General features: G+C 72.8%; 21 protein-coding genes and 2 pseudogenes. 9 read left to right on the forward strand and 14 right to left on the reverse strand.

Annotated features, from left to right (window positions below; genetic code table 11):
- The first annotated feature begins 14 nt into the window (after positions 1-14).
- Positions 15-695 (forward strand): DUF4272 domain-containing protein, encoded by a 681-nt coding sequence (locus ABZ671_RS09515; RefSeq protein WP_357853964.1) that lies wholly within the window; start codon positions 15-17, stop codon positions 693-695.
- Here ABZ671_RS09515 and ABZ671_RS09520 read toward each other — a convergent pair.
- Entirely contained in the window at positions 692-1555 is an 864-nt protein-coding gene (locus ABZ671_RS09520) for a putative RNA methyltransferase (RefSeq protein ID WP_357853967.1), read from the reverse strand. The two genes, ABZ671_RS09515 and ABZ671_RS09520, sit on opposite strands and share 4 nt — an antisense overlap.
- A 1-nt stretch (position 1556) precedes the next feature.
- Positions 1557-2039: a MarR family transcriptional regulator gene (locus ABZ671_RS09525; protein ID WP_357853970.1), complete on the reverse strand. Its 483-nt coding sequence runs from the start codon at positions 2037-2039 to the stop codon at positions 1557-1559.
- Between the two features lie 57 nt (positions 2040-2096).
- Between ABZ671_RS09525 and ABZ671_RS09530 the strand changes: the two are divergent.
- The 3 genes and pseudogenes from ABZ671_RS09530 to ABZ671_RS09540 all read left to right on the forward strand — a co-directional run.
- Positions 2097-2418 (forward strand): annotated as a pseudogene (locus tag ABZ671_RS09530) (hypothetical protein); the annotation flags it as partial.
- Between the two features lie 43 nt (positions 2419-2461).
- A pseudogene (locus tag ABZ671_RS09535) lies at positions 2462-2608 on the forward strand (PPOX class F420-dependent oxidoreductase); the annotation flags it as partial.
- Between the two features lie 53 nt (positions 2609-2661).
- Entirely contained in the window at positions 2662-3738 is a 1077-nt protein-coding gene (locus ABZ671_RS09540) for an adenosine deaminase (RefSeq protein ID WP_357853973.1), read from the forward strand.
- Here the strand turns inward: ABZ671_RS09540 and ABZ671_RS09545 are convergent, their stop codons facing one another.
- Positions 3739-4263 (reverse strand): ATP-binding protein, encoded by a 525-nt coding sequence (locus ABZ671_RS09545; RefSeq protein ID WP_357853975.1) that lies wholly within the window; start codon positions 4261-4263, stop codon positions 3739-3741.
- 277 nt (positions 4264-4540) lie between these two features.
- Between ABZ671_RS09545 and ABZ671_RS09550 the strand changes: the two genes are divergently transcribed.
- The 4 genes from ABZ671_RS09550 (at position 4541) to ABZ671_RS09565 (ending at position 9500) form a co-directional block, all read left to right on the forward strand.
- Positions 4541-8026, forward strand: coding sequence for a sensor histidine kinase (locus ABZ671_RS09550; RefSeq protein WP_357853978.1), 3486 nt, complete (start codon positions 4541-4543; stop codon positions 8024-8026).
- The gene (locus ABZ671_RS09555; protein ID WP_357539472.1) at positions 8023-8427 is read left to right on the forward strand and encodes a roadblock/LC7 domain-containing protein; all 405 of its coding nucleotides are present in this window, start codon (positions 8023-8025) and stop codon (positions 8425-8427) included. Before ABZ671_RS09550 ends, ABZ671_RS09555 begins: the two co-directional genes overlap by 4 nt.
- A 100-nt stretch (positions 8428-8527) precedes the next feature.
- Positions 8528-8905, forward strand: a complete 378-nt coding sequence (locus tag ABZ671_RS09560; protein ID WP_357853983.1) for a DUF742 domain-containing protein — start codon at positions 8528-8530, stop codon at positions 8903-8905.
- A gap of 1 nt (position 8906) precedes the next feature.
- Positions 8907-9500, forward strand: coding sequence for an ATP/GTP-binding protein (locus ABZ671_RS09565; RefSeq protein ID WP_357853986.1), 594 nt, complete (start codon positions 8907-8909; stop codon positions 9498-9500).
- 98 nt (positions 9501-9598) lie between these two features.
- Here the strand turns inward: ABZ671_RS09565 and ABZ671_RS09570 are convergent, their stop codons facing one another.
- The 9 genes from ABZ671_RS09570 to ABZ671_RS09610 all read right to left on the reverse strand — a co-directional run bounded on the left by ABZ671_RS09570 (position 9599) and on the right by ABZ671_RS09610 (position 21583).
- Entirely contained in the window at positions 9599-10828 is a 1230-nt protein-coding gene (locus tag ABZ671_RS09570; RefSeq protein ID WP_357853989.1) for an ABC transporter substrate-binding protein, read from the reverse strand.
- Between the two features lie 133 nt (positions 10829-10961).
- Entirely contained in the window at positions 10962-13334 is a 2373-nt protein-coding gene (locus ABZ671_RS09575; protein ID WP_357853991.1) for a transposase, read from the reverse strand.
- A 63-nt stretch (positions 13335-13397) separates the two neighbouring features.
- Positions 13398-14369, reverse strand: coding sequence for a DNA primase (locus ABZ671_RS09580; protein ID WP_357853994.1), 972 nt, complete (start codon positions 14367-14369; stop codon positions 13398-13400).
- A gap of 100 nt (positions 14370-14469) precedes the next feature.
- Positions 14470-16281, reverse strand: coding sequence for a thiol reductant ABC exporter subunit CydC (gene cydC / locus ABZ671_RS09585; RefSeq protein ID WP_357853997.1), 1812 nt, complete (start codon positions 16279-16281; stop codon positions 14470-14472).
- Positions 16281-17984, reverse strand: coding sequence for a thiol reductant ABC exporter subunit CydD (cydD, locus tag ABZ671_RS09590; protein ID WP_357854000.1), 1704 nt, complete (start codon positions 17982-17984; stop codon positions 16281-16283). The genes cydC and cydD overlap by 1 nt, the downstream gene beginning before the upstream one ends.
- Positions 17981-18988, reverse strand: a complete 1008-nt coding sequence (locus tag ABZ671_RS09595; RefSeq protein ID WP_357854003.1) for a cytochrome d ubiquinol oxidase subunit II — start codon at positions 18986-18988, stop codon at positions 17981-17983. The genes cydD and ABZ671_RS09595 overlap by 4 nt, the downstream gene beginning before the upstream one ends.
- Before the next feature lie 11 nt (positions 18989-18999).
- Positions 19000-20256: a cytochrome ubiquinol oxidase subunit I gene (locus tag ABZ671_RS09600; protein WP_357854006.1), complete on the reverse strand. Its 1257-nt coding sequence runs from the start codon at positions 20254-20256 to the stop codon at positions 19000-19002.
- Positions 20257-20295: 39 nt separating this feature from the next.
- Positions 20296-21201, reverse strand: coding sequence for a M56 family metallopeptidase (locus tag ABZ671_RS09605; RefSeq protein ID WP_357854009.1), 906 nt, complete (start codon positions 21199-21201; stop codon positions 20296-20298).
- A gap of 10 nt (positions 21202-21211) precedes the next feature.
- The gene (locus ABZ671_RS09610; RefSeq protein ID WP_357854012.1) at positions 21212-21583 is read right to left on the reverse strand and encodes a BlaI/MecI/CopY family transcriptional regulator; all 372 of its coding nucleotides are present in this window, start codon (positions 21581-21583) and stop codon (positions 21212-21214) included.
- Between the two features lie 162 nt (positions 21584-21745).
- On the opposite strand from ABZ671_RS09610, the gene galE reads away from it, so the two are divergent.
- Positions 21746-22774: a UDP-glucose 4-epimerase GalE gene (galE, locus tag ABZ671_RS09615; RefSeq protein ID WP_357854015.1), complete on the forward strand. Its 1029-nt coding sequence runs from the start codon at positions 21746-21748 to the stop codon at positions 22772-22774.
- 95 nt (positions 22775-22869) lie between these two features.
- Here the strand turns inward: galE and ABZ671_RS09620 are convergent, their stop codons facing one another.
- Both ABZ671_RS09620 and ABZ671_RS09625 read right to left on the reverse strand, forming a co-directional pair.
- Positions 22870-23694 carry an aldehyde dehydrogenase family protein gene (locus tag ABZ671_RS09620; protein WP_357854018.1) on the reverse strand — a complete coding sequence of 275 codons (825 nt, stop codon included), beginning with the start codon at positions 23692-23694 and terminating at the stop codon, positions 22870-22872.
- Entirely contained in the window at positions 23687-25117 is a 1431-nt protein-coding gene (locus ABZ671_RS09625; protein WP_357854021.1) for an aldehyde dehydrogenase family protein, read from the reverse strand. Before ABZ671_RS09625 ends, ABZ671_RS09620 begins: the two co-directional genes overlap by 8 nt.
- Position 25118 lies beyond the last annotated feature (1 nt).

Genomic DNA, 25118 nt, shown 5'->3' on the forward strand with positions numbered 1-25118 from the left:
GACAGGGGTGAGCCGTGCGCGTACCCGCTCCCGATCCCCGGGCCGTCCGTGAGGCGAGCCTCGACGAGCTGTCCCGGCTGGGTCTTCCACTGCCGCCACCGCAGTTCCCGCTGGTCTGGGAGCCGGGGGACGAGGTCGAGCTGCGTACCACGGCCGAGATCGAGGCGCGGATCGCGGTCCTGCACCTGATCCTGGCCCGCTGCTTCGGGATGCCCGCGCAGGCGGCGATGAGCTGGCTGCTGGAGTCGCATCTGGTCGACACGGTGACCCCACCCGAGTGGCAGTTCGTCATGGGCGGCAAGGGCGACCACCGCTCGTTCGTGCTGCACCACGACGCGCTCTTCTCGCTGGCCTGGGTGCTGGGGCTGGCCAAGGAGCTGGACCCGACCGTGCCGGTGGACGCACGGCTCGTCGAGCGGATGCCGAACCTCGTCGGTGGGGAGACCTTTTCGCAGTGGCGGGCCCGGATCCTGGCCGCGCCGCAGCACCCGGCCGACGCCGCCGCCCTGCTCGACCTGCACTACTGCCTGGACTGGGCGTACCTGGAGTCGGAGCGCACCGGCCGGGCGTTGCCCGGGTTGGTGGACGCCAACGCGATCGGGCAGCGCCGGTGGGCGCTGGAGTGGGCGGTGATGCTGCGCGGGCCGTACCACGACGAGCCGCCGGGTTGGGAAGAGGTCGACCTCTCCACCTAAGCGACTGGCCGGTGCACGCCGAGCCGGACGGCGAGGGTCACCGGCACCGGCTCGGGCAGCGCGGCGATCCGCTCGGCGAGCCGGGCCGGGTCGGTGTGCCAGGCGCTGGGACCCATGCCGACCAGGGTGGCCACCTCGGTGCGGCGCAGCGTCAGCCGGGCCCGGTGCTCGGTGGCCGACTCCTCGGTGAAGTGCGTGCCGAGGCTGCCGGCCACCCGGTCCGCCTTGGCTGGGTCCACGCGCAGCAGGTCGAGCGCGTCGACCAGTTCGGCGAGGTGATCCGCGGCCGGGGTGATCACCAGCAGCGCGCCGTCCGGGTCGAGCACCCGGTGGAACTCCGGGCCGTTGCGCGGTGCGAAGACGTTCAGCAGCACGGTGGCCGAGCCGTCGGCCAGCGGGAGCCGCTGCCAGGTGTCGGCGAGCGCCGCCGCCGCGCGCGGGTGGGCCCGGGCCGCGCGGCGCAGTGCCGGCTTGGCCACGTCCAGGGCCAGGCCGACGGCGTCCGGCAGCGCCGCCAGCACCGCCGCGAGGTACCAGCCGGTCCCGGCCCCGGCGTCCACCACCAAGGGGTACGGGCGCTCGGCCGCTCGGGCGACCACCATGGCGGCGGTGGCGGCGAGCGCGGCGGCGACGGTGTCGTAGTGGCCGGCGGCGAGGAAGTCGGCGCGGGCGGCGACCATCTCGGCGCTGTCCCCGCTGTGTGGGGCGCGGCCGGCGAGCAGGTTGACGTAACCCTGGCGGGCGATGTCGAAGCTGTGCCGGCGCGGGCAGCGCAGCGCGCGGGCGGTGCCGGCGACGGCCTCGGCGAGCGGCTCGGCACAGACCGGGCAGCGCAGCCGGCCGAGGATTCGGGCGTCCATGTCAGACCTCGGACGGGCTGGGGCGCTGCCCGCCGGCGAGGTGGTTGACCACCCGGTGGGTCAGGGCGCCGAGCGCCTCGACCTCCTCCGGGGTGAGCAGGTCGATCAGGTGCCGGCGGACGGCGGCGACGTGGCCGGGCGCGGCCGCCTCGATGGCCTGCCGGCCCGCCGGGGTGAGCGCGACGATCGAGCCTCGGCCGTCGGACGGGCACTCCTCCCGGGTGACCAGGCCGCGTTGCTGCATCCGGGTGAGGTGGTGGGACAGCCGGCTGCGCGACCAGAGCATCCGGTCGGCCAGTTCGCTGAGCCGTAGCCGCTGGTCGGGCGTCTCGGAGAGGTCGGAGAGGACGTCGTAGTCCGGCTCGGAGAGGCCAGCGTCCTGCATCAGGTCCCGGGCCAGTTCGAGGTCGAGCAGGCGGCGCATCCGGCGGTAGCCGCGCCAGGCCCGGTTCTCCCGCTCGTCGAGCCAGCGTGGTTCGTCCATGCCGCGATCCTAACCCAGTTGTTGACATGTCACCTAGACGGTCCTAATGTCGGTGACATGTCAACTAGTTTGCCGGCACGTATGGTCCGGCTTCTACTTGGGCTGGCCCTCTTCGGCGCCAGTGTGGCGCTGATGGTCCGGGCAGATCTCGGGCTCTCCTCGTGGGACGTGCTGCACCAGGGCCTGGCCGGGCCCGCGCGACGGGCTGATGACGGGCCTGGCCGCCCGCGACCTGCCGGTCGGTCGCGCCCGCACCCTGATCGAGCTGGGCGTGCTCGCCACGGGCTGGCTGCTCGGCGGCACCGTCGGCGTCGGCACAGTGATCTACGCGCTGAGCATCGGCCCGCTCGCCCAGTTCCTCATCCCCCGACTCGCCGTGTCGGCGAAGGGTGACCTTAACCACACCTGCGGTGGCAGCGGGCGACGCCACCGCCGACGAGCTGGTCGAGGTCTACCGGCGGATCCGGGGCGAGCACCCGGACTGGGCGGACTACCGGGCGGCGATGGTGACCGACGGTCGCCTGGTGCTCCGCCTCGCCGTCGAGCGGGTGTACGGCTGGCGTCCGTGAGCCGGGGCCCGGTCCCGTGTCGAGGTCGGCCCGCCGGTGGATAGTGTCTGAGCATGGTCGCAATCCGGTACGAGGACATCGTCAAGGTCCCGAAGGCGCTGTTGCACGATCACCTCGACGGCGGTCTGCGGCCCGCGACGATCGTCGAGCTGGCCGCCGAGATCGGCCACGAGCTGCCCACCACCGATGCGGCGGCGCTCGGTCGCTGGTTCGTCGAGTCGGCCGACTCCGGCTCGCTGGAGCGCTATCTGGAGACGTTCGCGCACACCGTGGCAGTCATGCAGACCGCGCCCGCGCTGCGTCGTGTTGCCCGTGAGTGCGCGCTCGACCTGGCCGCCGACGGCGTGGTGTATGCGGAGGTCCGGTTCGCCCCCGAGCAGCATCTGGAGCAGAACCTGACCCTCGACGAGGTGGTCGAGGCCGTGGTGGCCGGTTTCGCGGAGGGCAGTGCCCTGGCCGCCGAGGCGGGCACGCCGATCCGGGTCGGCACCCTGCTCACCGCGATGCGGCACGCCGCTCGCTCACAGGAGATCGCCGAGCTGGCCGTCCGGCACCGCGACGCCGGGGTAATCGGTTTCGACATCGCTGGCGCCGAGGCGGGTTTCCCGCCCACCCGGCACCTGGACGCCTTCGAATACCTTCAGCGGGAAAACTTCCACTTCACCATCCACGCCGGCGAGGCGTTCGGGCTGCCGTCGATCTGGCAGGCGATCCAGTGGTGCGGCGCGGACCGGCTCGGCCATGGCGTCCGGATCATCGACGACATCACCCCGGGGCCGCCGCCGGTGCTGGGCCGACTGGCCGCGTACGTCCGGGACAAGCGGATTCCGCTGGAGCTCTGTCCCTCGTCGAACGTGCAGACCGGGGCGGCGCCGTCGATCGCCGAGCACCCCATCGGGCTGCTGCGCGACCTGCGCTTCCGGGTGACCGTCAACACCGACAACCGGCTGATGAGCGGCACCTCGATGTCCCGGGAGATGGCGCTGCTGGTGGAGGCCTTCGGCTACGGCTGGAAGGAGCTCCAATGGTTCACGATCAACGCGATGAAGAGCGCGTTCATTCCGTTCGACCAACGACTGAAGATCATTGACGAGGTGATCAAGCCGGCGTACGGCAAGCTGATCGGCTGATCACGGCTGCGTGTGCGGGTGCCCGGCGAGCAGGGCGGCCACCCGGCGCAGCACCTCCCGGGCTCGCGCCGCCTCGGCGCCCAGCCCGGTCTGCCGGCGCAGCACGGCCGGCTCGGCACGCAGCAGGGTGATCCCGCGCCGGATCAGCACCCGGGGCGTCTTGCGCTGCTCGGACAGGTCGCGGGCGAGCCGGCGGACGAAGGTCGCCCCGCGCGGTCGGCGCAGCGCGTACGCCCCGGCGAGCAGGCCGCGGCGGCGGCACTCCTCGACGATCTCGGCGGCGAAGATCCCTTCGGCGACGAAAAGTGGCGAGCCAGCGACGTCGAACGGCCGAGTGGCCACCTTTCGGTCCGCGTCGATCGCATAAACCGGCACTTCGGCCTTGCCGTCCCGAGCCAGTCGGGCAATTGTTTCCACCGCTGCGTCCGCATCCCAGGACAACGGCGACTCCCAGTCCACATGTCCGTTTCGGCGTGGCAACGTAGGGTCGTCGCCGTCCTTGTAGAAGTCATCCAGGCAGAGCACCGGAAGCCCGGTTCGTTGCGCGATGTACGACTTTCCGGAGCCGGAGGGGCCAGCAAGGAGGACGACGCGGTGAGGGTATTCCATTACTTTCAGTAACTCCGGCCAGACGGATTGCTATCAAATTGCATCAACATCTCATCACACCTTCGGTGAGGGACAACCTGGGCTTTCTCTTTGTGGAGCGGCGTGATGGAATCTCGGAGGTCCGACCCGCCGGGTCGGTCGCTCGACGTTGCCCTTGGGTGACGTTCGGACGCGGTAATGCGAGGGCGGTGACGTGAGCAAACGACCAAAGACGGCGGGCTCCTTCCTGTCGCGTCTACGTCAGCCGGCCGGCCGGCTCCGCGACATGCCGATCTGGTCCAAGCTCGGGCTGATCATGATCGTGCCGACCATCGCCACGGTTCTGGTGGGCACCAACAGTTTGGTTAACCACCTGGGTACGCTCAATGCTGCCAACCGGGCAGGTGACCTGGCCAACCTGATCAGCTACTCCGGTGACCTGGTCGACACTCTGCAGGACGAGCGGGTCTCCGCGGTGCTGTGGCTCGGCGCGGAGCGCCCCGGCCAGAGTAAGGCCGAGCGGGTCCAGTCCAACGCCCAGTACCAGGAGGCCTACAGCCGGGCCACCTCCCGGGTCGACCAGAACAAGGGGCCCTACTCCCGGCAGCGGGCCGCCGTCGGCGATCTGCCGAAGAAGTTCGAGGCCCGGCTCGCCGACATCGACAAGGGTCTCGCCGACCTTCCAGGCACCCGTAGCCAGGTCTACAACGGCAAACTGAGCATCAACGAGGCTGAGAAGTCGTACGAAGTCCTGATCAACAACCTGCTCGCGATCCGGGACTCGGCCACTCAGTTGGCCGGCGACAACGACCTGAGTGACCAGATGCGCGCCGCCGCCTCGATTGCCCGGCAGCGGGAGTACCTGTCCCAACGTCGGGTGGTCGTCCACCAGGCGCTGGTGGGCAAGAACCTCACCCCGATGCTGCGGGAGCAGTTCATCGCCAGCCAGACCGGCCAGGCGCAGGCGTTGGAGACCTTCAGGGCGGTCGCCACCCAGGCCGACGCCGAGTACTTCGACCAGACCGTCGCCGAGTCCGACCTGCGTGAGGCGAAGAAGTACAGCTCCCAGGTCACCCAGAGCATCGACGGCAACCTGGCTGATGTGTCGTTCGGGCCGGACCAGTGGGACGCGGCCATGGTGGCCTATGCCCGGCAGATCCGGACGGTCGAGTCGAAGCTCGACGCCAATGTGGTCCAGCAGGCCGAGCGGCTCCGCTCGGACACGCAGCGCCAGGTGTTCCTGGAGACCGGCTTGCTGCTCAGCATGCTGCTCCTGGCCATCCTCTTCGCGTACCTGATCGCCCGCTCGATGGCGCGATCGCTGCGCGAGCTGCGGCAGGGTGCCCTCTCGGTGGCCCAGTACGGCCTTCCGCAGGCCGTGGCCCGCCTCCGGGATCCGCAGGTCACCGGTCAGCTCTCCCCGGTCCAGCTGGCCAACCAGATCGCCGAGCCGCTGCCGATCCGCAGTAAGGACGAGTTCGGCCAGGTGACCGAGGCGTTCAACGCCGTCCACCTGGAGGCCGTCCGCACCGCCGCCGAGCAGGCCGCCCTCCGGGCGTCCGTCGCGACGATGTTCGTCAACCTGGCCCGCCGGTCGCAGATCCTGGTCGACCGGTTGATCGGTCACCTCGACCGGCTGGAGCGCGGCGAGGAGGACCCGGACCGGCTGGCCGAGCTGTTCCAGCTCGACCACCTGGCCACCCGGATGCGCCGTAACGACGAGAACCTGCTGGTCCTGGCCGGGGCGGACTCCACCCGCGTGCAGCGCGAGCCGGCCGCCCTCATCGACGTGCTGCGGGCCGCCCAGTCCGAGGTCGAGCACTACACGCGGATCGAGTTCGGCGTGATCGACCGGGACATCGAGGTCGCCGCGCACGCGGTCAACGACATGGTGCACCTGGTCGCCGAGCTGTTCGACAACGCCACCGCCTTCTCCCCGCCGGACTCGCACGTCATGGTGGAGGCCCGGCGGATGGGCGACCGTGCCTCGCTCTACGTCGAGGACCGGGGTATCGGCATCGGCCCGGAGCAGCTGCACGAGCTGAACGAGCGGCTCGCCACTCCACCGCAGGTGGACGTCGCGGTCTCCCGGATGATGGGTCTGGTCGTGGTCGCGCGACTGGCATCCCGGCACGGAGTCAAGGTCGAGCTGCGACCCGGTGCCGACCGGGGCACGGTGGCCGATGTCACCCTGCCCACGTCGGTGCTGGTGCCGCGTGCCCTCGCCGGCCGGGGCCAGCCGATGCCCGCCCTGCCGGCCGCTGCGGCCGCTCCCCAGCAGAGCGGTCCGGCCCCCGCGTTCGGTGCCCTGGCCGCCTTCGGTAGCGGCCCGAACACCCTGCCGCCGCTCTCCGGCGCGTCCGGTAACCAGGTGACGCTCGGCGGGGGCGCCTTCGATCCGGCGCCGCGCAGCGGCGCCGGCATCCCGGCCACGGCTGGCGGGACGCGGTCGATGCCGGCCTGGTCGGACCTCACCGGCGCTACCGGACACTCCGACGGCGACGCTTTCGCCCCGCGGACGCCCAACGGCCGGCCGATCGATCCGCTGCCGCAGCGGCGCAACCCGGCCGAAGGTGACCCGGCCGGCGCCGGCCAGCAGTCGGCTGTCCCGCAGCAGTTGCCGAGCACCTCCGAGACGTGGCCATACGGCCCGCCGCCGGTCTCGGCGCCGCCGCTGCCGCCGGTCTCTGCCCCGCCGCTGCCGCCGGTTTCTGCCCCGCCGCTGCCGCCGGTCTCCGGCGTGCCCGTCTCCGCCTCGCCGGTATCCGGCCAGCCGGTGTCGGCCGCGCCCGCCCCGTTCTCGCCGTTCTCCCCGCCGGTCGGTCAGGTACCGCCGCGCCCGGTTCCGCCGACCCCCGCGCCGACCGTCGGCGCACCGCCGGCCTGGCCGCCGGTCGCCGCGCCCGACCCGGCCGCCGCCCCGCCGGTGCCGGAGCGCCTCGCCGCCGGTCTCGACATGACCACCGAGCTGCCCCGGGTGCCCCGTCCGGAGACGCCGCCGGCCGTCAGCCGGCCGGTGCCCGCACCGGCGCCGCAGCAGGCGACCAACCAGCAGCGGTACGCGGACGAGACGATGGAGCTGCCGATCTTCCGCGAGCTCGAGTCTGCCTGGTTCCGTACCCGGCGGCCTGGGCCGGAGGAGCCGGCCACGGCGACGAGTGGCGTCCCGACCCAGCAGTTCGCCAAGGTCGACGTCGCCGGTCGGGCCGTCCAGCAACCAACACCCGGGACGACAGGTAACACGCCGATGGCACACACTCCGATGGCCGGCGGAGCCCCGCGCGACAACGGATCGGCGAACGGGGGCCTTCGTCCCGGTTCCACTGAGGCAGCGCCGAACCGGCGGGCGTCGCAGCAGACCACCGGCTGGCAGACCGCGGCCGACGACGGTTGGCGGGCTGCCTCGGCGGCCACCGAGGTGCCGGTTACCGAGACCACCCAGAAGGGCCTGCCCAAGCGGGTGCCGATGGCGCAGCTCGTGCCGGGTGGCGTCGAGAAGCCGAGCGCGTCGGTGCAGCGCCGGACGCCGGAGGCCGTACGGGGTCTGCTCTCGGCCTACCATCGGGGCGTGCAGCGGGGGCGTAACCACCCGTCCGACAGCAACCCTGCCGGCTCGGAGGCGACTCCGGGCGGGCAGCAGTCCTCGCAGTCTGGCTCAGGCCCGGTGGCCGGGAGCGGGCAGAAGGAGCAACAAGGATGACTACTACGCAGGATCTCGGATGGCTGCTAGCCAACTTCGCCGACCGGGTACCCGGTGTGGCGCACGCGGTCGCGGTCTCCGCCGACGGCCTGCTCCTCGCCGCGTCCCGTGACCTTCCGCGGGACCGCGCCGACCAGCTCGCGGCGATCTCGTCCGGGCTGGTCAGCCTGACTCAGGGCGCGGCCCGCTGCTTCGAGGGCGGAGCGGTGCTGCAGACCGTCGTCGAGATGGACAATGGCTTCCTGTTCCTCATGTCCATTTCGGACGGGTCGTCGTTCGCGGTCCTCGCCGCGCGCAGCTCCGACGTCGGCCAGGTCGGCTACGAAATGGCTCTGCTCGTCGACCGGGTGGGCGACGCACTGACCCCGCAGCCACGTACGGCTGTCGGGATGATGGGCTGACCGACGCGCTGACCAATGGGTCAGGAGCGGCAACAACTACGACAACGACGGGTTCCACCGGGACGAGCCGGCAACGGGTACGAAGGAGGTGAGCGGCGACATGGCCGATCGTGACGAGCCAACCGGCGCGTTGGTCCGTCCATACGCCGTGACCCGCGGCCGTACCCGGCCCCGGCTCGAGATCGCCTTGGAGGCGCTCGTCGAGACGACGGTGCGCGGCCGGGCCGTTGCCACTGGCAACGGCAGTCAGAGCCGAGAGCACCAGTACATCGCCACGCTGTGTGACGGACGCGTGCAGTCACTTGCCGAGATCGCGGCGCGGATGCAGCTTCCGCTCGGTGTGGCACGGGTGCTCATCGCCGACATGGCGACGGACGGCCTGGTCGCGGTCCACGAGCCGACCATCCTGGACGACTCCGACGACGCGGTGGGCACTGAACTGCTGGAGAGGGTGCTGAGTGGACTTCGCAGGCTCTGACATGTCGCACCGGCCGCCGGTCCCGAACGGGCGTGTGACGTCGGCGAAGATTGTTATCGCCGGTGGTTTCGGCGTCGGTAAGACGACGCTGGTCGGCTCGGTCTCGGAGATCACGCCGCTGACCACCGAGGCGATCATGACCTCCGCCGGGGTGGGCGTTGACGACAACCGGCAGGTGCCGGGCAAGACGACGACCACGGTGGCGATGGACTTCGGTCGTATCTCGATCGACCGTGATCTGATCCTGTACCTGTTCGGTACGCCGGGTCAGACCCGGTTCTGGTTCATGTGGGACGAACTGGTCCGCGGCGCGATCGGTGCCGTGGTGCTGGTCGACACCCGTCGACTGGCCGACTGCTTCGCCGCGATCGACTTCTTCGAGCACCGGCGGCTGCCGTACCTGGTGGCCATCAACTGCTTCGACGGCATGCAGTACCACGACCCGCAGGACGTTCGGGACGCGTTGGCGATCTCCAGCCACGTGCCGGTGGTGGCATGCGACGCCCGGAACCGGGAGTCGACCAAGCACGTGCTGATCTCGCTCGTCGAGTACGTGCTCACCATGCGGCGTTCGCGGGCGGTCGCGCCCGCCTGACCGGCTTCCGCAAGCGCCCGGTGACCAAGGACACCGGGCGCTTGGTACTGCCTCGGGCAGCCCGGCCGGCGGCGCCATGCGGCACCGGAACCGGCCGGTCAGGAGTACCGGTTCCAGGTGCCCAGGCTGACCACGTAGACGCCGAGTGAATCCCGGTCCATGCCACCGTGCCGGATCGGGGCGAAGGCGTAGGCACCGGCGATGCCCTCGGCCACCTGGGTCTGCAGGTATGCCCGCAGCCGGCCACGGTCGGTGCTGCTCGCCGCGCGGGCCGCCTTGGCGAGCAGCTGAATCGCGTCCGAGCCGTACGGGGCGAAGCCGCTGAAGGTGCCGTGCCGCTGGATGTAGCGGAAGGTGAAATCCCGTCGGGCGAGTTCCGCGGTGGTGGTCGTGGTCAGCGTGCTCGCGGCGAGACAGGCCGGGTGGACGGCGTACGCCCCCTCTACGGCGGCGGCGTTCGCGCCGGAGAGCGTGTCCTCGGCGACCGCGCCCGGGTCGAAGAAGAGCGGACCCCGGTAACCGGCCCGCCGCAGCTCCCGCGCCGCGGTGCCGGAATCTGGGGCGGTGCCCCAGACGATGACCCCGTCCAACTCCCCGGTCACCGCCCGTCGCGCGGCAGCGCCGAAGCTCTGCCCGGTGGCGGGCAGCCGTACGGTCCGGATCAGGTCCACGCCGCCGTCCCGCAGGGCTCGGCGCGCCGCCTGCACACCGGAGTCGCCGTGCAGCCCGTCGGCGGCCAGCAGGGCGACCCGCCGGACCTGGAGTGAGTTGAGCAGGCGGGCCATGCGGCGGGCCACGTCACCGGCGTCGGGGGTGAGCTTGTAGATGTAGGTGCGCCGGGCGAGCGGCAGCACGATGTCGTCCCCGGCGGCCAGCGACAGGAATGGCACCTGGTGCTCCTGGGCCACGTCGACGATGGCCATGGAGGTCTCGGTTGAGGTGCCGCCGACCAGGGCGTGCACCTCGTCCCGCTGGGTCAGCTCGGTGGCCTGCCGGGCCGCCTCCCGAGGATCACTGTGGTTGTCCCGGATTTCCAGGCGCACCGTACGCCGCAGGTTGCCCACCGGGATGCCGCTGAGGTTCAGCGACTCCACGGTGATCTCCATGGCCCGCTGCTGGAGCACGCCGAGGGCGGCTCCCCGGCCGCTCAGCTCCAGGCTGACGCCGATCACCAGCTCGTGGCCGCGGGGCGTTGCGGTGCCGCCCGGCTGGCTTTCCTCCGGCTGCTGATCCTGCCGTCCGCACGCGGTGAGCAGCAGGGTGCCGGCCGCCGCTGCGAAGACACCCCGTCGGGTCAGCACGGAGGAGTCGAATGCCGCTGTCGCCATTGGAGTCGCCTTCCCACGCCCGGCGACGTCTGCCGCCAGCTGTCCCCCGGGTATGGTCCCGGCCGACCCGACCCGGCGTCAAACCAACCGGGTGTGGGCATAAACACGCAGGTGGGAGGGGTATTGACGCCGATCAGGACCGGTAGCCGGCGGAGCGGTACTCGTATTCGCGCTCGTCGTCGCGGTCGCCGGTGTCCCGGGTGAAGTCCCAGCCGCCGGCCGCTTCCCGCCCCGGGCGGCCGCCGACGGCGAAACCGCCGATCTCCTGGCCGCGCCGCCAACCGCGGAAGTAGCCCGTGGTGTTCTCGGCGAGGCTGGCCGCGTTTCGCACGATTCGCAGTGGACGCTCCTCGCGCAGCGGCGAGCCCGGCACCAGGTTGGCCTGCGGTACGCGCTTCGGCAGACCGGCCTTGGTCTCCGCGCCAACCGTCGGGCGGGCCGCCTGCTCGGCGGCCTGCCAGCCGGTGTCGGCGGTGCTCGACCACTCCAGATCGGAGTCAGCCTCCTGCCCGACGAACCAGGCGGACTTCGCCTGGGCGAAGATCAGCAGGTCGCCGTCGCCTTCGTCGGAGACCGGTGGGGGCCGGTGTTCCTTGGGCGCGGGCGACTGCTCCAGGTCGTGACGCGACGTCAGACGGGCTGAGCTGGAGTGGTCGGCGCGTTCCGGCGAATCGGGCAGCTCGGTGCGGGACGCCGGCCGGCCGGCCCCGTCGGCCTTCTGCCGGTCGACCAGCCGCAGCGACCGAGCGTCCAGGCCCGGGTCGGTCGGCGGGTCCAGCTCGCCGCGCAGCGCCCGATCGGCCAGCGGCGGCGGCTCCACCAGCCGCAGCATCGGCGGCTCCTGAGGCAGGTCGTCGGCGAGCCACGGCGGGGTGACCCGGCTGGTGCCGGGGTCGCTCGGCGCGTCCACGCCCCGGCCGCCGTACGGGTAGCCGGCAGCGGGCTCCGCCGCGCGGTCGTCCTGGTCGCCGTTGTTGACCAGCGGCCAGTTTGCGCGGGAACCCGGGGGAGCGGCCTCCTGCCCAGTGCGCGGCGTCGGCACCGGGACGTTCAGGTCGGTGGCACTGAAACCGCCGGTCGGCAGCTCCTGGGTGATCTTCGGGCGCGGCGGGATGACCGTGCGCTGGCGCTCGGCACGAGCCTTGTTGATCGCCGCGGTGGTCAGCGTCGGACGGAACGGCTCGCCGGCCTCTGCCGGCGGCACCTTGCCCCGCTGGGCCGGGGGGATCGGGGTGATCCCGGGGGGCGGCGGAGGCGGTGCGGAGACCGGCCGGTTGGTGGGGTCCTCCACCCGCCGCGGCGTCGGCGCGCCAGCCGGCTCCGTACGTGACGGGGATGCCGAGGTCGGCCGGCCGACCGAGGCGGCCGGGGTGACCGGTGCCGGGGCGACGGGCGGCGGCGTAACCGGTGGTGGGGCGACCGGTGGCGGGCCGAGCGGCTGGGGCGACGCCGGCGCGGCCGGTCCGGAGATCGGCTCGGGCCGGCTGCGCCGACCCACCGGCTCGGGTTCTCCGGGTCGGAGCGCACGCAGGCCGGTAGCGGCGTCGGTGAGTTCGGGCCGGTCGTCGACCGAGTCGCCGCGTCGCGCCAGGGCCGGGCGGGCGGATGCCCGTGTGGGCGTGGTTACCCGGGCGCTGAGGGCGGCCACCAGCGCCGCGCAGCCGGCGTCGCAGGCCCGGACGGAGGAGACCGCGTGGCGCACCGTTTGGGCGACGGCGGCGGTGAGCGCCCGGTTGACGGTGGCTCGCCGGGGCGTCTCTGCGATGGCGACCCGCAGCGCGGTCACCGCGTCGTTGATGGTCTCGGCATCGGCGACACCCTCGGCCGCCAGGTGCGCGGCGACGGCGTCCGCGGCGACCGCCACCTCACGCCCCCGGGCTGCCGTGCCGCTGAGCATGCCGGGCTCCGGCAGCGCGTCGAGCACGGCCAGGGAGATGGGCTCGGCCGGGTCCGGGTAGGCCCGGAGGGCGGCCGGGTAGAGCTCGCGGAGCACCTCGCGCAGCGCCACCGCGGCGGAGTGCCGCCCGCTGGCCAGCGCGGCGTGCGCCGCGAGCACCTGCTTGTAGCCGGCGAGATCGCGGGGGGCCGGCAGGGTGACCGCGGAGAGGGCACCGGCCTGCAGGGCCCGGGCCAGGCCGACCGCTCGGCGCTCCGCCGGTGGCGACTGCATCTCCTCCAGGGAGTCGTCGTCGGCGAAGCGTTCGGCGAAGTCGTCGACCGAGTCGTCGTCCGCGATCGCCAACGGTCGACCGGCCGCGCTGAGCAGCGAGGTGATCGTGTGGTCGTCACTGTCAGCGGCGATGGCCGCACCACTCGGCCCGCCCGACCGCTCCACGAGCAGCGCGACCAGCTGGGCGTAGCCAGCGGGGTCGTCGCCGATTTCGCAGACATGCAGCAGACGGCCTGCGTCGTCGACCACAGCGGACGTCAGCGCCGAACCGGCCGAGGCCAGCCGGTCGGCCGGATCCGCCGAGGCCAGACCGCAGTACACGCGCACGAGCGCCACGGCGTCGTCCTCCTCCCGGACACAGGTCTTGCTCTGCCAGAGACTGATGCTCCCCGCTCCGGGTCAGTCGCGCCAGTCCACAACGGCAGAGATCTTGCCGACAATGGTGCGCCAACCCAAACTTGCGGTTTGTGCCCCGATTTTCTTCAGCCGGCGTCGACCCAGGAAACCGCCGATCCCGCCGTTGACGGTCGCCCGCAGCGCCTCGTCCAGGTCATCCAGGCTGGAGCCGGCGGAGAGCATGTCCAGCACGGCCGGAAGCCGGAGGCCGTACGCCACGTCACGGGCAACCTCGCCGGCCTCGATCAGGAGCGTGGGGTCCCACGCGTCGTGGCCGCCGCGGAGGTTCTCCACCACGAGGTCGAGCTCGTAGGTGTCCTCGTCGAGCGGGGCGATGTCGGCCGGTTCCACCCGCTCGGCCAGCTCGTGCCAGCTGTCGAGTTGGGTCAGATCGTGGGGCGCGCCGGACCGGATGAAGCTGACCAGCGACTCTGGGGTCTTGAACAGCAGCAGCTTGCCGCGGTGGCTGAGGAAGATCGGGACCTCCTCGTCGCCGGCGTCGTCCGCCTCGTCCTCGTCCTCGTCGGCGCCTTCATCGGCCGTCTCCTCCGCCGCCGCGGTCCCGCGGCGCCGGCGCTTGCCCGGCCGCTCGTCCTCGGCTTCCTCGTCCTCGTCGGCCGAGAGAGCGGCGAACTCCTCGTCGAGGATCACCACCTCCTCGTCGTCCTCGGTCTCGATGACCTGGCGACGGGCCAGGAAGGGATCCTCCTGGTCGCGTTCGGTGACGTCGGTTGGGGTCAGCTCACGCGCCGGCCGGTAGGCCCGCAGGGTGAAGCCCGTGCCGGCGGGTAGGGCGATCTCCACCGGATCGATCCGTAGCTCCTCCCAGAGCGCGCGATCGGCGGCGGGGCGGTCGACCTCGACCTCGTCCTCGGCGGCCGACGCGGTGGTGGCGTCGAGCTCGGGCTCGTCCGCGTCGGGCCGTTGGGGCGACTGGCTGGCCACGCTGACCTCCGTGTGCTTCGGGTTGCCCACCCGGCGACACCATCCGCCGCCGAGTGACTCTGCGCACATACCCTAGTGGGCGACCCGGCACGGCCGGGAGTCCACCCCGGTGGCGTCCCGGGAACCGTGCTCAGGGCGCCAGGGCCAGGTAGCCGCGCTCCGCCGCCGCCTGCAGCAGCCACTGCTCGCGGTACCAGCCCGGCTGGGCCACCAGCTCGTCGTGTCGGCCGCGCTGCACCACCCGGCCGGCGCCGAGAACCACGATCTCGTCGAGCCCGGCCAGCCCGCTGAGCCGGTGGCTGATCAGCAGGACGGAGTGGTCGGCCGGGGTGGCCGCCAGCGCCGAGGCGAGCACGGCGTCCGCGGCGGCCGGGTCGAGACCCTCGGTCGGCTCGTCCAGCACCAGCACGGCCGGGGCGGCCAGCAGCGCCCGAGCCAGCGCGAGGCGCTGCCGCTGACCGCCGGAAAGCTGCCCGCCCTGCTCGCCGACCACGGTGTCCCAGCCGTCGGGCTGGGTGCGTACCCAGTCCAGCAGGCCGGCCGCCCGGGTGGCGGCGGTCAGCTCCTCCTCGTCGGCCCAGGGCCGGCCGAGCAGCAGGTTGTCCCGTACCGAGGCGTGGAAGACGTACGCCTCGGCGAGCAGGCCACCGACCAGCCGGGGCAATTCGTCGACCGGGTACGCGGACACGTCCTTCCCGGCCAGGGTGATCCGACCGGCGTCGGGGCGCACCGCACCGGTGAGCACGGCGGCCAGGGTGCTCTTGCCAGCGCCGCTGGGCCCCACCACGGCCACCCGGCGACCCGCCGGCAGGTCCAGGTCGACCCCGGCGAGGGCGGGTGCCGCCCCCTCCCGATACCGCACGGTCACCCCGGCGAACCGCACGTCCGGCCCGGCCGCCGACGGCTCGCGGCCGGGTGCGGCGGAAGCAGGGCCGGGTGCGGCAGGGGCGGGGCCGCGCCTCGGCTCGGGGCCGGGCGCTGGGGCGGGAGCGTTGAGCAGGGCGGCCACCCGGGACAGGCCAGCGCCGAGCTGGGTGCGCTGCCGGGCGGCCCCGACCAGGGCGAGGGCGATCTCGACGGCGGCCAGGGTGCCGACGGCCAGCACACCGACCAGCACCCCGCCGACCCCCGCGCGCAGCGCCACCAGGACCACCGCGGCGGCGGTGAGCCCGCCGACCAGCACCCCGGCCGCGTCGACCGCGAAGCCGGTCGCGGCGAGCCGGCGTTCCAGCCGGGCGAGCCGCTGGGCTCGCCCGTCGGCGGCGGCCAGTGCCGTGCCGGTGGCGCCGAAGGCAGCCAGGTCGGCGGCGCCGTGAGTCAGGTCGACCGCGTCCACGGCGAGCGCCCCGCGTAGCGGAGCCACCTCGTCGGCGGCGCGCCGGGTGAGCGCGGTGGCCAGCGCGGGCAGCCCCACCCCGGCCACCAGCAGACCGCCGGCGAGCGCCCCGGCCGCCGGCGGTGAGATCAGGGCGGCGCCCCCGACCGCCAGCAGGCTCACCAGGGCGGCGGCCGACCCCGGCACGAGCACCCGGAGCAGCAGATCCTGCACCGCCTCGACGTCGGAGACGAGCCGGCTCAACGCGTCCCCGGTCCGCTGAGCGGCGGTGTCCCGCCGGGCGGCGAGGGTGGCGAAGACCCGAGCCCGGACGTCGGTGATCATGCGGAGCACCGCGTCGTGCCCGGCGAGCCGTTCGGTGTAGCGGAACACGCCCCGGCCGACGGCGAGGGCTCGGACCGCGACGATGGCCACGGTCAGCCGGTCCAGCGTGGGCCGGCCGGCGGCGGTCATCAGCAGCCAGGTGGCCGTCGCCATCAGGGCCAGCCCGGCGAACTCGGTGGCCGCGGCGAGCAGCCCGGCACCCAGCAGCCGGCCCAGGTACGGTCGCGCCAGCCGCAGCACCGCCCGCTCGGCGCGCGCCCGACGGTCGCGGGCAACGGTCATCACGCCGCCCTCCCCGCCGGCACCGGGCTCAGCTCGGTGACCCGGCCGTCCTCGACCCGCAGGATCCGGTCAGCGTCCTGCAGCAGCGCGGGCCGATGCGCGACCAGCAGCGCGGTACGCCCGGCGACCAGTCGCCGGGTGGCGGCCAGCACGACCGCCTCGCTGGCGGTGTCCAGCCGGGCGGTCGGCTCGTCGAGGAGCACCAGCGGGGCGTCCCGGAGGAACGCCCGGGCCAGGGCCACCCGCTGCCGCTGCCCGCTGGACAGGCCGTGCCCGCGCTCGCCGAGCGTGGTGGCCAGCCCGTCGGGCAGGGCGGCGACCACCTCGTCCAGCGCCGCGTCGGTGACCGCGCCGGCGAGCACGGCGTCCGGGGTGTCGGGCGCGCCGAGGCGGATGTTGTCGGCCAGTGAGCCGGCGAAGAGGTGGGCCCGTTGCGGCACCCAGGCCACCTGGCGCCGCCAGGCGTCGAGGTCGACGTCGGCGAGATCCACCCCGTCGACGGTGACCCGGCCGGTGGTCGGGCTGACGAACCCGAGCAGCAGGCCGAGCAGGGTGCTCTTGCCGGCGCCGCTGGGCCCGATGACGGCGACCCGCTCGCCGGGGCGGATGGTGAGGGTGACGTCCCGCAGCGCGGTGGTCCGCTCGTACTCGACGGTGACGCCCTCGAAGCGGATCTCGCCGGGCCCGGTCGGGGCCAGCCGCCGCCCGCCGGCCGGCGCGGTGGTCTCGGGCGCGGTCCCCGGGGCGTCGGCCGCCGGGGTGGCGGAGACGGTGAGCGCCTCGTCGAGCGCGGTCAGCCCCTCCATGCTGGCGTGGAACCGGCTGCCCGCCGCCCGCAGTGGCAGGTAGGCCTCCGGGGTGAGCAGCAACACCAGCAGCGCGGTGGAGAGGGTGATCCCGCCGCCGAGCAGCCGGATGCCCACCGGCACCGCGACCAGCGCCACCGAGAGAGTGGCGACCAGTTCGAGGACGAGCGCGGAGAGGAACGCGATCCGCAGCGTCTTCATGGTGGCCTGGCGGTGCCCGTCGGCCATCCGGCGTACCACGTCGACCTGGGCCCGGGCCCGGCCGAACGCGCGCAGCGTGGGCAGCCCGGCCACCATGTCGAGGAAGTGCCCACCGAGCAGCGACAGCCGACGCCACTGTCGTTCGGTGGCGGCCTGCGCCTGCCAACCGAGCAGCGCGCCGAAGACCGGGATGAGCGGGAGGGTCAGCGCGATGATCACCGCTGAGCTCCAGTCGGCGAGGACGATCCGGGCCAGCACGGCCAGCGGCACGGTCACGCTCAGCACGAGCTGCGGCAGGTAACCGGTGAAGTAGGGGTCGAGCGCGTCCAGCCCGCGCCCGGCCAGGGTGGCGAGCTGCCCGGCCCGTTGGCCGGCCACCCAGGTGGGGCCGTGCCGGGCGACCGCGCCGAGCAGGTCGGCGCGGAGCGCCGCCTTCACCGTCGCCGCCGCCCGGGCCGCCACCGTGCCCTGCGCCCAACTCACCAACGCCCGGGCGGCGACCGCCGCCACGAAGCCGGCCAGCGCCGGCCGGTGCAGCCGCCCGTCGACCGCCGTCGCCAGCAGCGTGGCCAGCGCGGTGGCCTGGGCGACCACCAGCAGCGCGGTCAGCCCACCCAGCACCGTGAGCATGGCGAGGTCGCGCCGGGCCGCGGGGACCCGGCGCAGCAGCCTCGGGTCGAACGGGCGGCGGTTCACCAGTACACCGGTGCTCTGCCGTCGGTCCGTCCCCGGAACACCCACCAGCACATCGCCTGAAAGCCTAATAGGGCCGGGAGCAGCGGCAACGCGAGCCAACCGAGCAGGGACAGCGTGGGCCCGCTCGCCGCGGCGTCGGCGACGGTCAGCGAGGCACCGGGGTCGACCGTGGAGACCAGTACCCGGGGCCAGAGGGCCGCCCCGATCAGCGCCACCGGCAGCGCCAGCGCCGCGCTGGTCGCGGTGAAGGCCACCCCGGGCCGACCCCGGCCGAGCGCCGCACGGGCCACCAGCAGCGCCGCGACCAGCGCCAACGGCAGGAGTACGGCGACTGTCGGCCGCGCCACGGCGGCGCGTACCCGATCGGAGAGCAGGCCCAGCACGGTGGCCGTGGCGAGCGCGGCGAGCGCCGCCGGCACCAGGCCGCGAGCCAGCCGGGCGACCGGCGGGACGTCGGCGGCCGGCAGTCGGAGAGTGAGGAAGGTCGCACCCTGCAGGGCGACCAGCGCCAGCATCGCCAGCGCGGTGGCGGCCACGAACGGGGTGAAGAGGTGGCTCACCCCAGCGACGTGCCCGTCGGCCCGCAGCGGTACGCCCTGCAGCAGCCCGCCGAGCAGGGCGCCCCAGCCGAGGGCGGCGAGCCCGCTGCCAACGACCACCACCCGGTCCCAGGCGGTACGGGCCGATTCGGCGCGCGGCCGGCTGCGCAGCTGCACCCCGGCGGTCACCAGCACCACCCCGGTGACCGCGCCGAGCACGGCCGGGTAGAACCCGGCGAGGAGTTCCCCTTCCAGCGGCGGGAACGCGCCGAACAGGATGCCGACGGCGGCCACCAGCCAGACCTCGTTGCCGAGGAAGAACGGGCCGACGGCGTTGAGCGCGGCGCGGCGGCCTCGCGGGTCGCCGGGGCGGGCGAGCAGCAGCCCGACGCCGTAGTCGTAGCCGCCGAGCACCAGGTAGGTGGCGAAGAAGAGCCCGAGCAGGGCGTACCAGACGGCTTCCATGGGGACTCCCTTCAGGCGAACAACGACTCGGGGCGGGTGTCGGACCGGTCGGCGTCCCCGCCGGGTGGCCGCCCGATGGCCGGGTCGGCGGCGCCCCGGGCGGCGTGCCGGGCGAACAACATCCAGTTGGCCACGGCGAGGGCGCCGAGTAGGAGGCTGAAGCCCAGGAAGGAGGCGAGCATCACGCCGCCGTCGACCGGGGAGACCGCGTCGCGCGTCTGGAGCAGCCCGTACGCGGCCCAGGGCTGGCGGCCCACCTCGCGGGTCAGCCAGCCGCAGATCGCGGCGATGAACGGCAGCGGTACGGCGAACAGCAGCAGATGGAGCGGGAACCGGAGCCGGATGATCCAGTCCCGGTAGAGCAGGGGGAGCAGCAGGATCGCGCACCAGATGGTGAAGCCGATCATGATCATGATTTCCATCGTGGTGCCGGCCAGGGCCGGCGGCAGGTAGTCGCCGGGGCCGAAGCGGGCGGTGAAGTCGGCGACCGCCGCCGCCTTGGCCTGCTCGTCACCGAGCTTGGTCGGCTGCGCCAGCGCGACCCCGTCCTCCTGCGCGAAACCGAACCAGAGGGCGAGGGTGGCCGACACCACCGCGGTGGGCAGGCCGATCCGCAGCGAGGTGCGGAACAACTGGTGATCCGCGGTGCGCCGGAGCAGGTGCCCGGCGCTGACCGCGGCCATGAGTACGCCGCCGGTGGTCAGCGCGGCGAAGATCACGTGCCAGATGGCCATGGTGAAGGTCGGGTTGCTCAGCAGCGCGGAGAAGTCGGTGAGGTGGGCGACCCCGTCGCGCAGCTCGTAGCCGACCGGGTTCTGCAGCCAGGAGTTCGCCACCATGATCCAGAAGACGGAGGCGTACGCGGTGATCGCGACGCCGTAGAGCAGCGCGAGGTGCACACCCCGGCGCAGCCGGTGCCAGCCGAAGATCCACATCCCGAGGAAGGTGGATTCCAGGAAGAAGGCGACCAGTGTCTCCATGGCGAGCGGGGCACCGAAGACGTTGCCGACGTACCGCGACAGCCCGCTCCAGTTCAACCCGAACTGGAACTCCATCACGATGCCGGTCGCGATGCCGAGCACATAGTTGATCACGTACAGGGTGCCCCAGAAACGGGTCAACCGCTGGTACGTCTCCTTGCCGGTGATCACCCAGGCCGTCTGAAGGCCGACCAGCAGGGTCACCAGCCCGAGGGTGACCAGGACGAAGAGAAAGTGGATCGTCGTGGTGGTGGCGAACTGCAGGCGGGCGATGAACAGGGGGTCCATTGGATCATCATGGTGGACGAGCGCCCGCCGCAGCGACGATCAGTTCAGGAAGAGGGAGATCGGCAGGGCGACCAGAGTGGCCGCGACGGTCAGCGCGGTGGCGCCGAGCAGCCGGGGCGGCCGGTCCGGCAGCAGCAGCCGCTGCACGCGTACGTCGAGGTCGCGGTCGCCGAGGCCGAGCGTGCCGGCCGGCGTGATCCGGTGCCCGGCGGCGGCGAACCGGCGTAGCGCCCCGGCCAGCGGCGCCTCGGCGTGCAGCTCGCGGGCCTTGTCATCGGCGCGCATCTCGACCAGCAGCGCCACCCGGTCGTGCGCCTCGCGGACCCGGCTGAGCCAGGGCAGCGCCCGGCGGAGCGCGGTGAACGGCAGCAGCACCAGATCGTGCCGCTCCTCGGCGTGCGCCCGCTCGTGGGCGAGCACCGCCGCCAGCTCGGCGCGGTCCAGCAGGCTGAGCGTGCCGGCGCTGACCACCACCCGGGGCTTCACCCCCGGCAGGCAGTACGCCGCCGCGCTCGGGTGGTCGAGCACCAGCGCGCCGGGCACGGTCGGGTCCCGGCGGGCGACCAGGCTGAGCAGCTCCCGGTGCCGGCGCTGAGCGCGGATCGTGCCGTGGACGCTGCGGATCGTGGTGGTGAGCAGCACCGCGCCGATGCCGAAGCCGACCCCGACCAGGCCGAGGCCCACCACCCCGACCTGGGCCGGCAGGATGCCGTGGGCCAGGTCGTCGGCGAGGGCGAGCAGCGCGCTCCCGGTCGGCCGGTCGTACGCGATCAGGCCGAGCGCCATCGGCAGGCCCATCGCGGAGAGGCCGAGCGCCAGCCCGACCGCCTGCCAGCAGATGATCGCCACCCGCGGGGCCTGCCAGGTCCACCTCGAAGCGGCGAGGACCTGCGCGGTCAGCCAGCAGGCCAGAATGCTCGCGGCGAAGTGCACGGCGTACGCCACGGCTGCCGCCCTACCGGTCCGTCGCCTCGGCGCTCAGCGCCGCGCGCAGTACCTCCGCCTCGGTGCCGGTGACCGAGCGGGCGAAACGCACCAGCGCGGCGTCCCGGCTGCCGCCGAGGTCGAGGGCGTCGAGCATGAGCTGGGCGATGTGCGCCTCACGGCTGGCGGCGGCCCGGTATCGCCAGGCCCGCCCCTCCCGCCGACGCTGGACCATGCCCTTGCCGGCGAGCCGGTCCAGCACCGTCATCACCGTGGTGTACGCCAGATCCCGCCCGTCCAGGGCGTCGGCCACCTCGCGCACGGTCACCCCGTCCGACGTGCCCGGGTCCAGGTCCCACAGCACGTCCATCACCGCACGCTCAAGATCACCCAGCCGAGTCACACCGCTATCCTACTCCCCGTAGTAGACCCGCTCTGGGTGCCAGTCGCGGCCACGGCCGACGAGATCGCCGCCGGGGCCCGCGCAACCCTGGCACCACACGGCATCCCACAACCAACCGGACATTCGAGGACTACTCCGGGGCCCTGCGGGAAGGGGCCGTTCGTGAAGGTGCTCATTGCAGGCGGGGCAGGTTTCATCGGTAGCACGATCGCTTCACAGCTGATCGACTCTGGCCACCAGCCGATCATCCTGGACAACCTGGTGACCGGTCGGCGCGAATTCTGCGCAGGCCGCGAGTTCTATGAAGGCGACATCGCCGACATGGGCCTGGTCGACCGGATCTTCCGGGAGCATCGGGACATTGGAGCGGTCGTGCACTGCGCCGCGCTGATCGTCGTTCCGGATTCGGTGAAGCGACCGATCCACTACTACCGCGAGAACGTCTCGAAAACCCTGGAATTCGTCGACCAGTTGATCGCCAACGGCGTTGAGCGGTTCATCTTCAGTTCGTCGGCGGCCATCTACAAGGCAGCTGACGACTTCACCGTCGACGAGGACTCCCCCATCAACGCCCCCAGCCCGTACGGCCAGACGAAGGCCGTGGTCGAGCGGATGCTGGCGGACATCAGCGCCAGCAGCCCGCTGAAGGTGCTGTCGCTGCGCTACTTCAACCCGATCGGTGCCGATCCCAAGATGCGCACCGGCCTTCAACTAGCCGCGCCGAGCCATGCCCTCGGGAAGCTGATCGAGGCCTACCGTGCCAACGTTCCTTTCAAGGTCACCGGCGTCGATTACCCCACCCGGGACGGTTCAGGCATCCGCGACTACGTGCACGTGTGGGATCTGGCCGAGGCGCACCTGCGCGCCGTGGAGCGGTTTGACGACCTGTTCGCGACCAACCCGGCGCACCACATGATGCTCAATCTCGGCACTGGCTCCGGCACCACCGTTTTGGAATTGGTGGCCGCCTTCAACAGGGTGGTGGATCGGCCCGTCGAGGTGGAGTACGCACCGCGGCGACCCGGGGACTCGGTCGGCGCGTACACCCGAAGCAGCCGAGCCGAGGAGCTTCTGGGCTGGTGGGCGGAGAGGAGCCTGACCGAGGGCGTCGCTGATTCCCTGGCCTGGTTCGATTACCGAAGCAGGCTGCTGCCGGACCTCGCCGAGTCGCCCGAGACGTACGGCACCTGACCAGGTCGCGTCGAGCAGGTGCGGCCCGCACGTGTCCTGGACGACCGTGCAGTGATGATCGCTGGTCCCGCCCCGGGGAGCGGGACCAGCGTGCCTCACACCCCCTTTGGGTGCCAGACGGTTTTGGTCTCCAGCAGGGCGGTCATCCGGGTCAGGCCGGGGTCGGCGTACCAGTCGTGGTCGGCCGGGGCCGGTCGGAGCACCCGCTTGAGGTTCTGCGCCGCCTTGATCTCCAGGTCCGCCGCCAGTTCGGCGTCGGTCACCCCGGTCAGGTCGATCGCGTTGACGTCCATGTGCGCGGCCAGCGTCGGCACCGTCTCGGTGATCCGGCCGGTGAGGAGGTTGACCACCCCGCCCGGCAGGTCGGAGGTGGCCAGCACCTCGGCCAGGGTCACCGCCGCCAGCGGCGTCGACGGGGAGGCAGCCACCACCACCGTGTTACCGGTGACGACCGCCGGGGCGATCACGCTGACCAGGCCGAGCAGCGCCGGTGCCTCGGGGGCCACCACGGCCACCACGCCGGTCGGCTCGGGTGCCGACAGATTGAAGTACGGCCCGGCGACCGGGTTCGCGCCGCCGTACACCTGGGGAAGCTTGTCGGACCAGCCGGCGTACCAGACCCAGCGGTCGATCGCCGCGTACACCTCGTCGGCCGGCACGCCGAGCGCGACGAACTGCTCGCGGCGGCCCTCCAGCATCTCGGCGACCCGGTAGAGGATCTGACCCCGGTTGTACGCGGTCGCCCCGGCCCAGCCCTTCACGGCGGCCCGGGCGGCGACGACCGCGTCCCGCGCGTCCTTGCGGGAGGCCAGTGCGACGTTGGAGTCCTGCACGATGTACGACCGTCCCGACTCGCTGCGCGGGAACTTCCCGCCGATGAAGAGCTTGTACGTCTTGCGTACCGCGACCCGCTCAGACATTGAGGTACGCCTCCAGCCCGTGCCGGCCGCCCTCGCGGCCGTAGCCCGACTCCTTGTAGCCACCGAACGGCGAGGTGGGGTCGAACTTGTTGAACGTGTTGGCCCAGACCACGCCGGCGCGCAGCCGGTCGGCCATCCACAGGATCCGGGAACCCTTGTCGGTCCAGATCCCGGCCGACAGCCCGTACGGCGTGTTGTTCGCCTTCTCCACCGCCTCGGCCGGGGTGCGGAACGTCAGCACGGACAGCACCGGGCCGAAGATCTCCTCGCGGGCGATCCGGTGCGCCTGGGTGACCCCGGTGAAGATCGTCGGGGCGAACCAGAAGCCGCGCTCGGGCAGCTCGCACGGCGGCGACCAGCGCTGCGCGCCCTCGGCCGCGCCGGCCTCGGAGAGCTCCCGGATCCGCGCCAGCTGGGCGGCCGAGTTGATCGCGCCGATGTCGGTGTTCTTGTCCAGCGGGTCACCGACCCGCAGCTGGGCCATCCGGCGCTTGAGCGACTCCAGCACCCGGTCGGCGACCGACTCCTGGACCAGCAGCCGGGAGCCGGCGCAGCAGACGTGCCCCTGGTTGAAGAAGATGCCGTTGACGATCCCCTCGACCGCCTGGTCGATGGGGGCGTCGTCGAAGACGATGTTGGCGGCCTTGCCGCCCAGCTCCAGGGTGAGCTTCTTGCGGGTGCCGGCGACCGCCCGGGCGATGGCCCGGCCGACGTCGGTGGAGCCGGTGAAGGCGACCTTGTCCACGCCCGGGTGCTCGACCAGCGCCCGGCCGGTGTCGCCGGCGCCGGTGACGATGTTGACCACGCCCGCCGGCAGGTCGGCCTGCTGGCAGATCTCGGCGAACAGCAGCGCGGTCAGCGGGGTGGTCTCGGCCGGCTTCAGCACCACCGTGTTGCCCGCCGCCAGGGCCGGGGCGATCTTCCAGGCGAGCATGAGCAGCGGGAAGTTCCACGGAATGACCTGCGCGGCGACCCCGAGCGGCTGCGGGTTCGCCCCGAAGCCGGCGTGCGGGAGCTTGTCCGCCCAGCCGGCGTAGTAGAAGAAGTGCGCGGCGACCAGCGGGACGTCGACGTCCCGGGACTCCTTGATCGGCTTGCCGTTGTCCAGCGACTCCAGCACGGCCAGCTCGCGGGAGCGCTCCTGGATGATCCGGGCGATCCGGAACAGGTACTTGGCCCGGTCGCGCCCCGGCATCGGGCCCCAGACCTGCTCGTACGCCGTCCGGGCCGCGCGAACCGCGCGGTCCACGTCCTGGGCGCCGGCCTCGGCGACCTCGGCGAGCACCTCCTCGGAGGCCGGGTTGATCGACTTGAAGCTGCCGCCGTCGGTCGGGTCGACGAACTCCCCGTTGACGAAGAGCCCGTACGAGGGCTTGACGTCCACCACCGAGCGCGACTCGGGGGCGGGTGCGTATTCGAACATC

Origin of the sequence: Micromonospora sp. NPDC006766 (assembly GCF_040636055.1) — a bacterium.
GTDB lineage: Bacteria > Actinomycetota > Actinomycetes > Mycobacteriales > Micromonosporaceae > Micromonospora.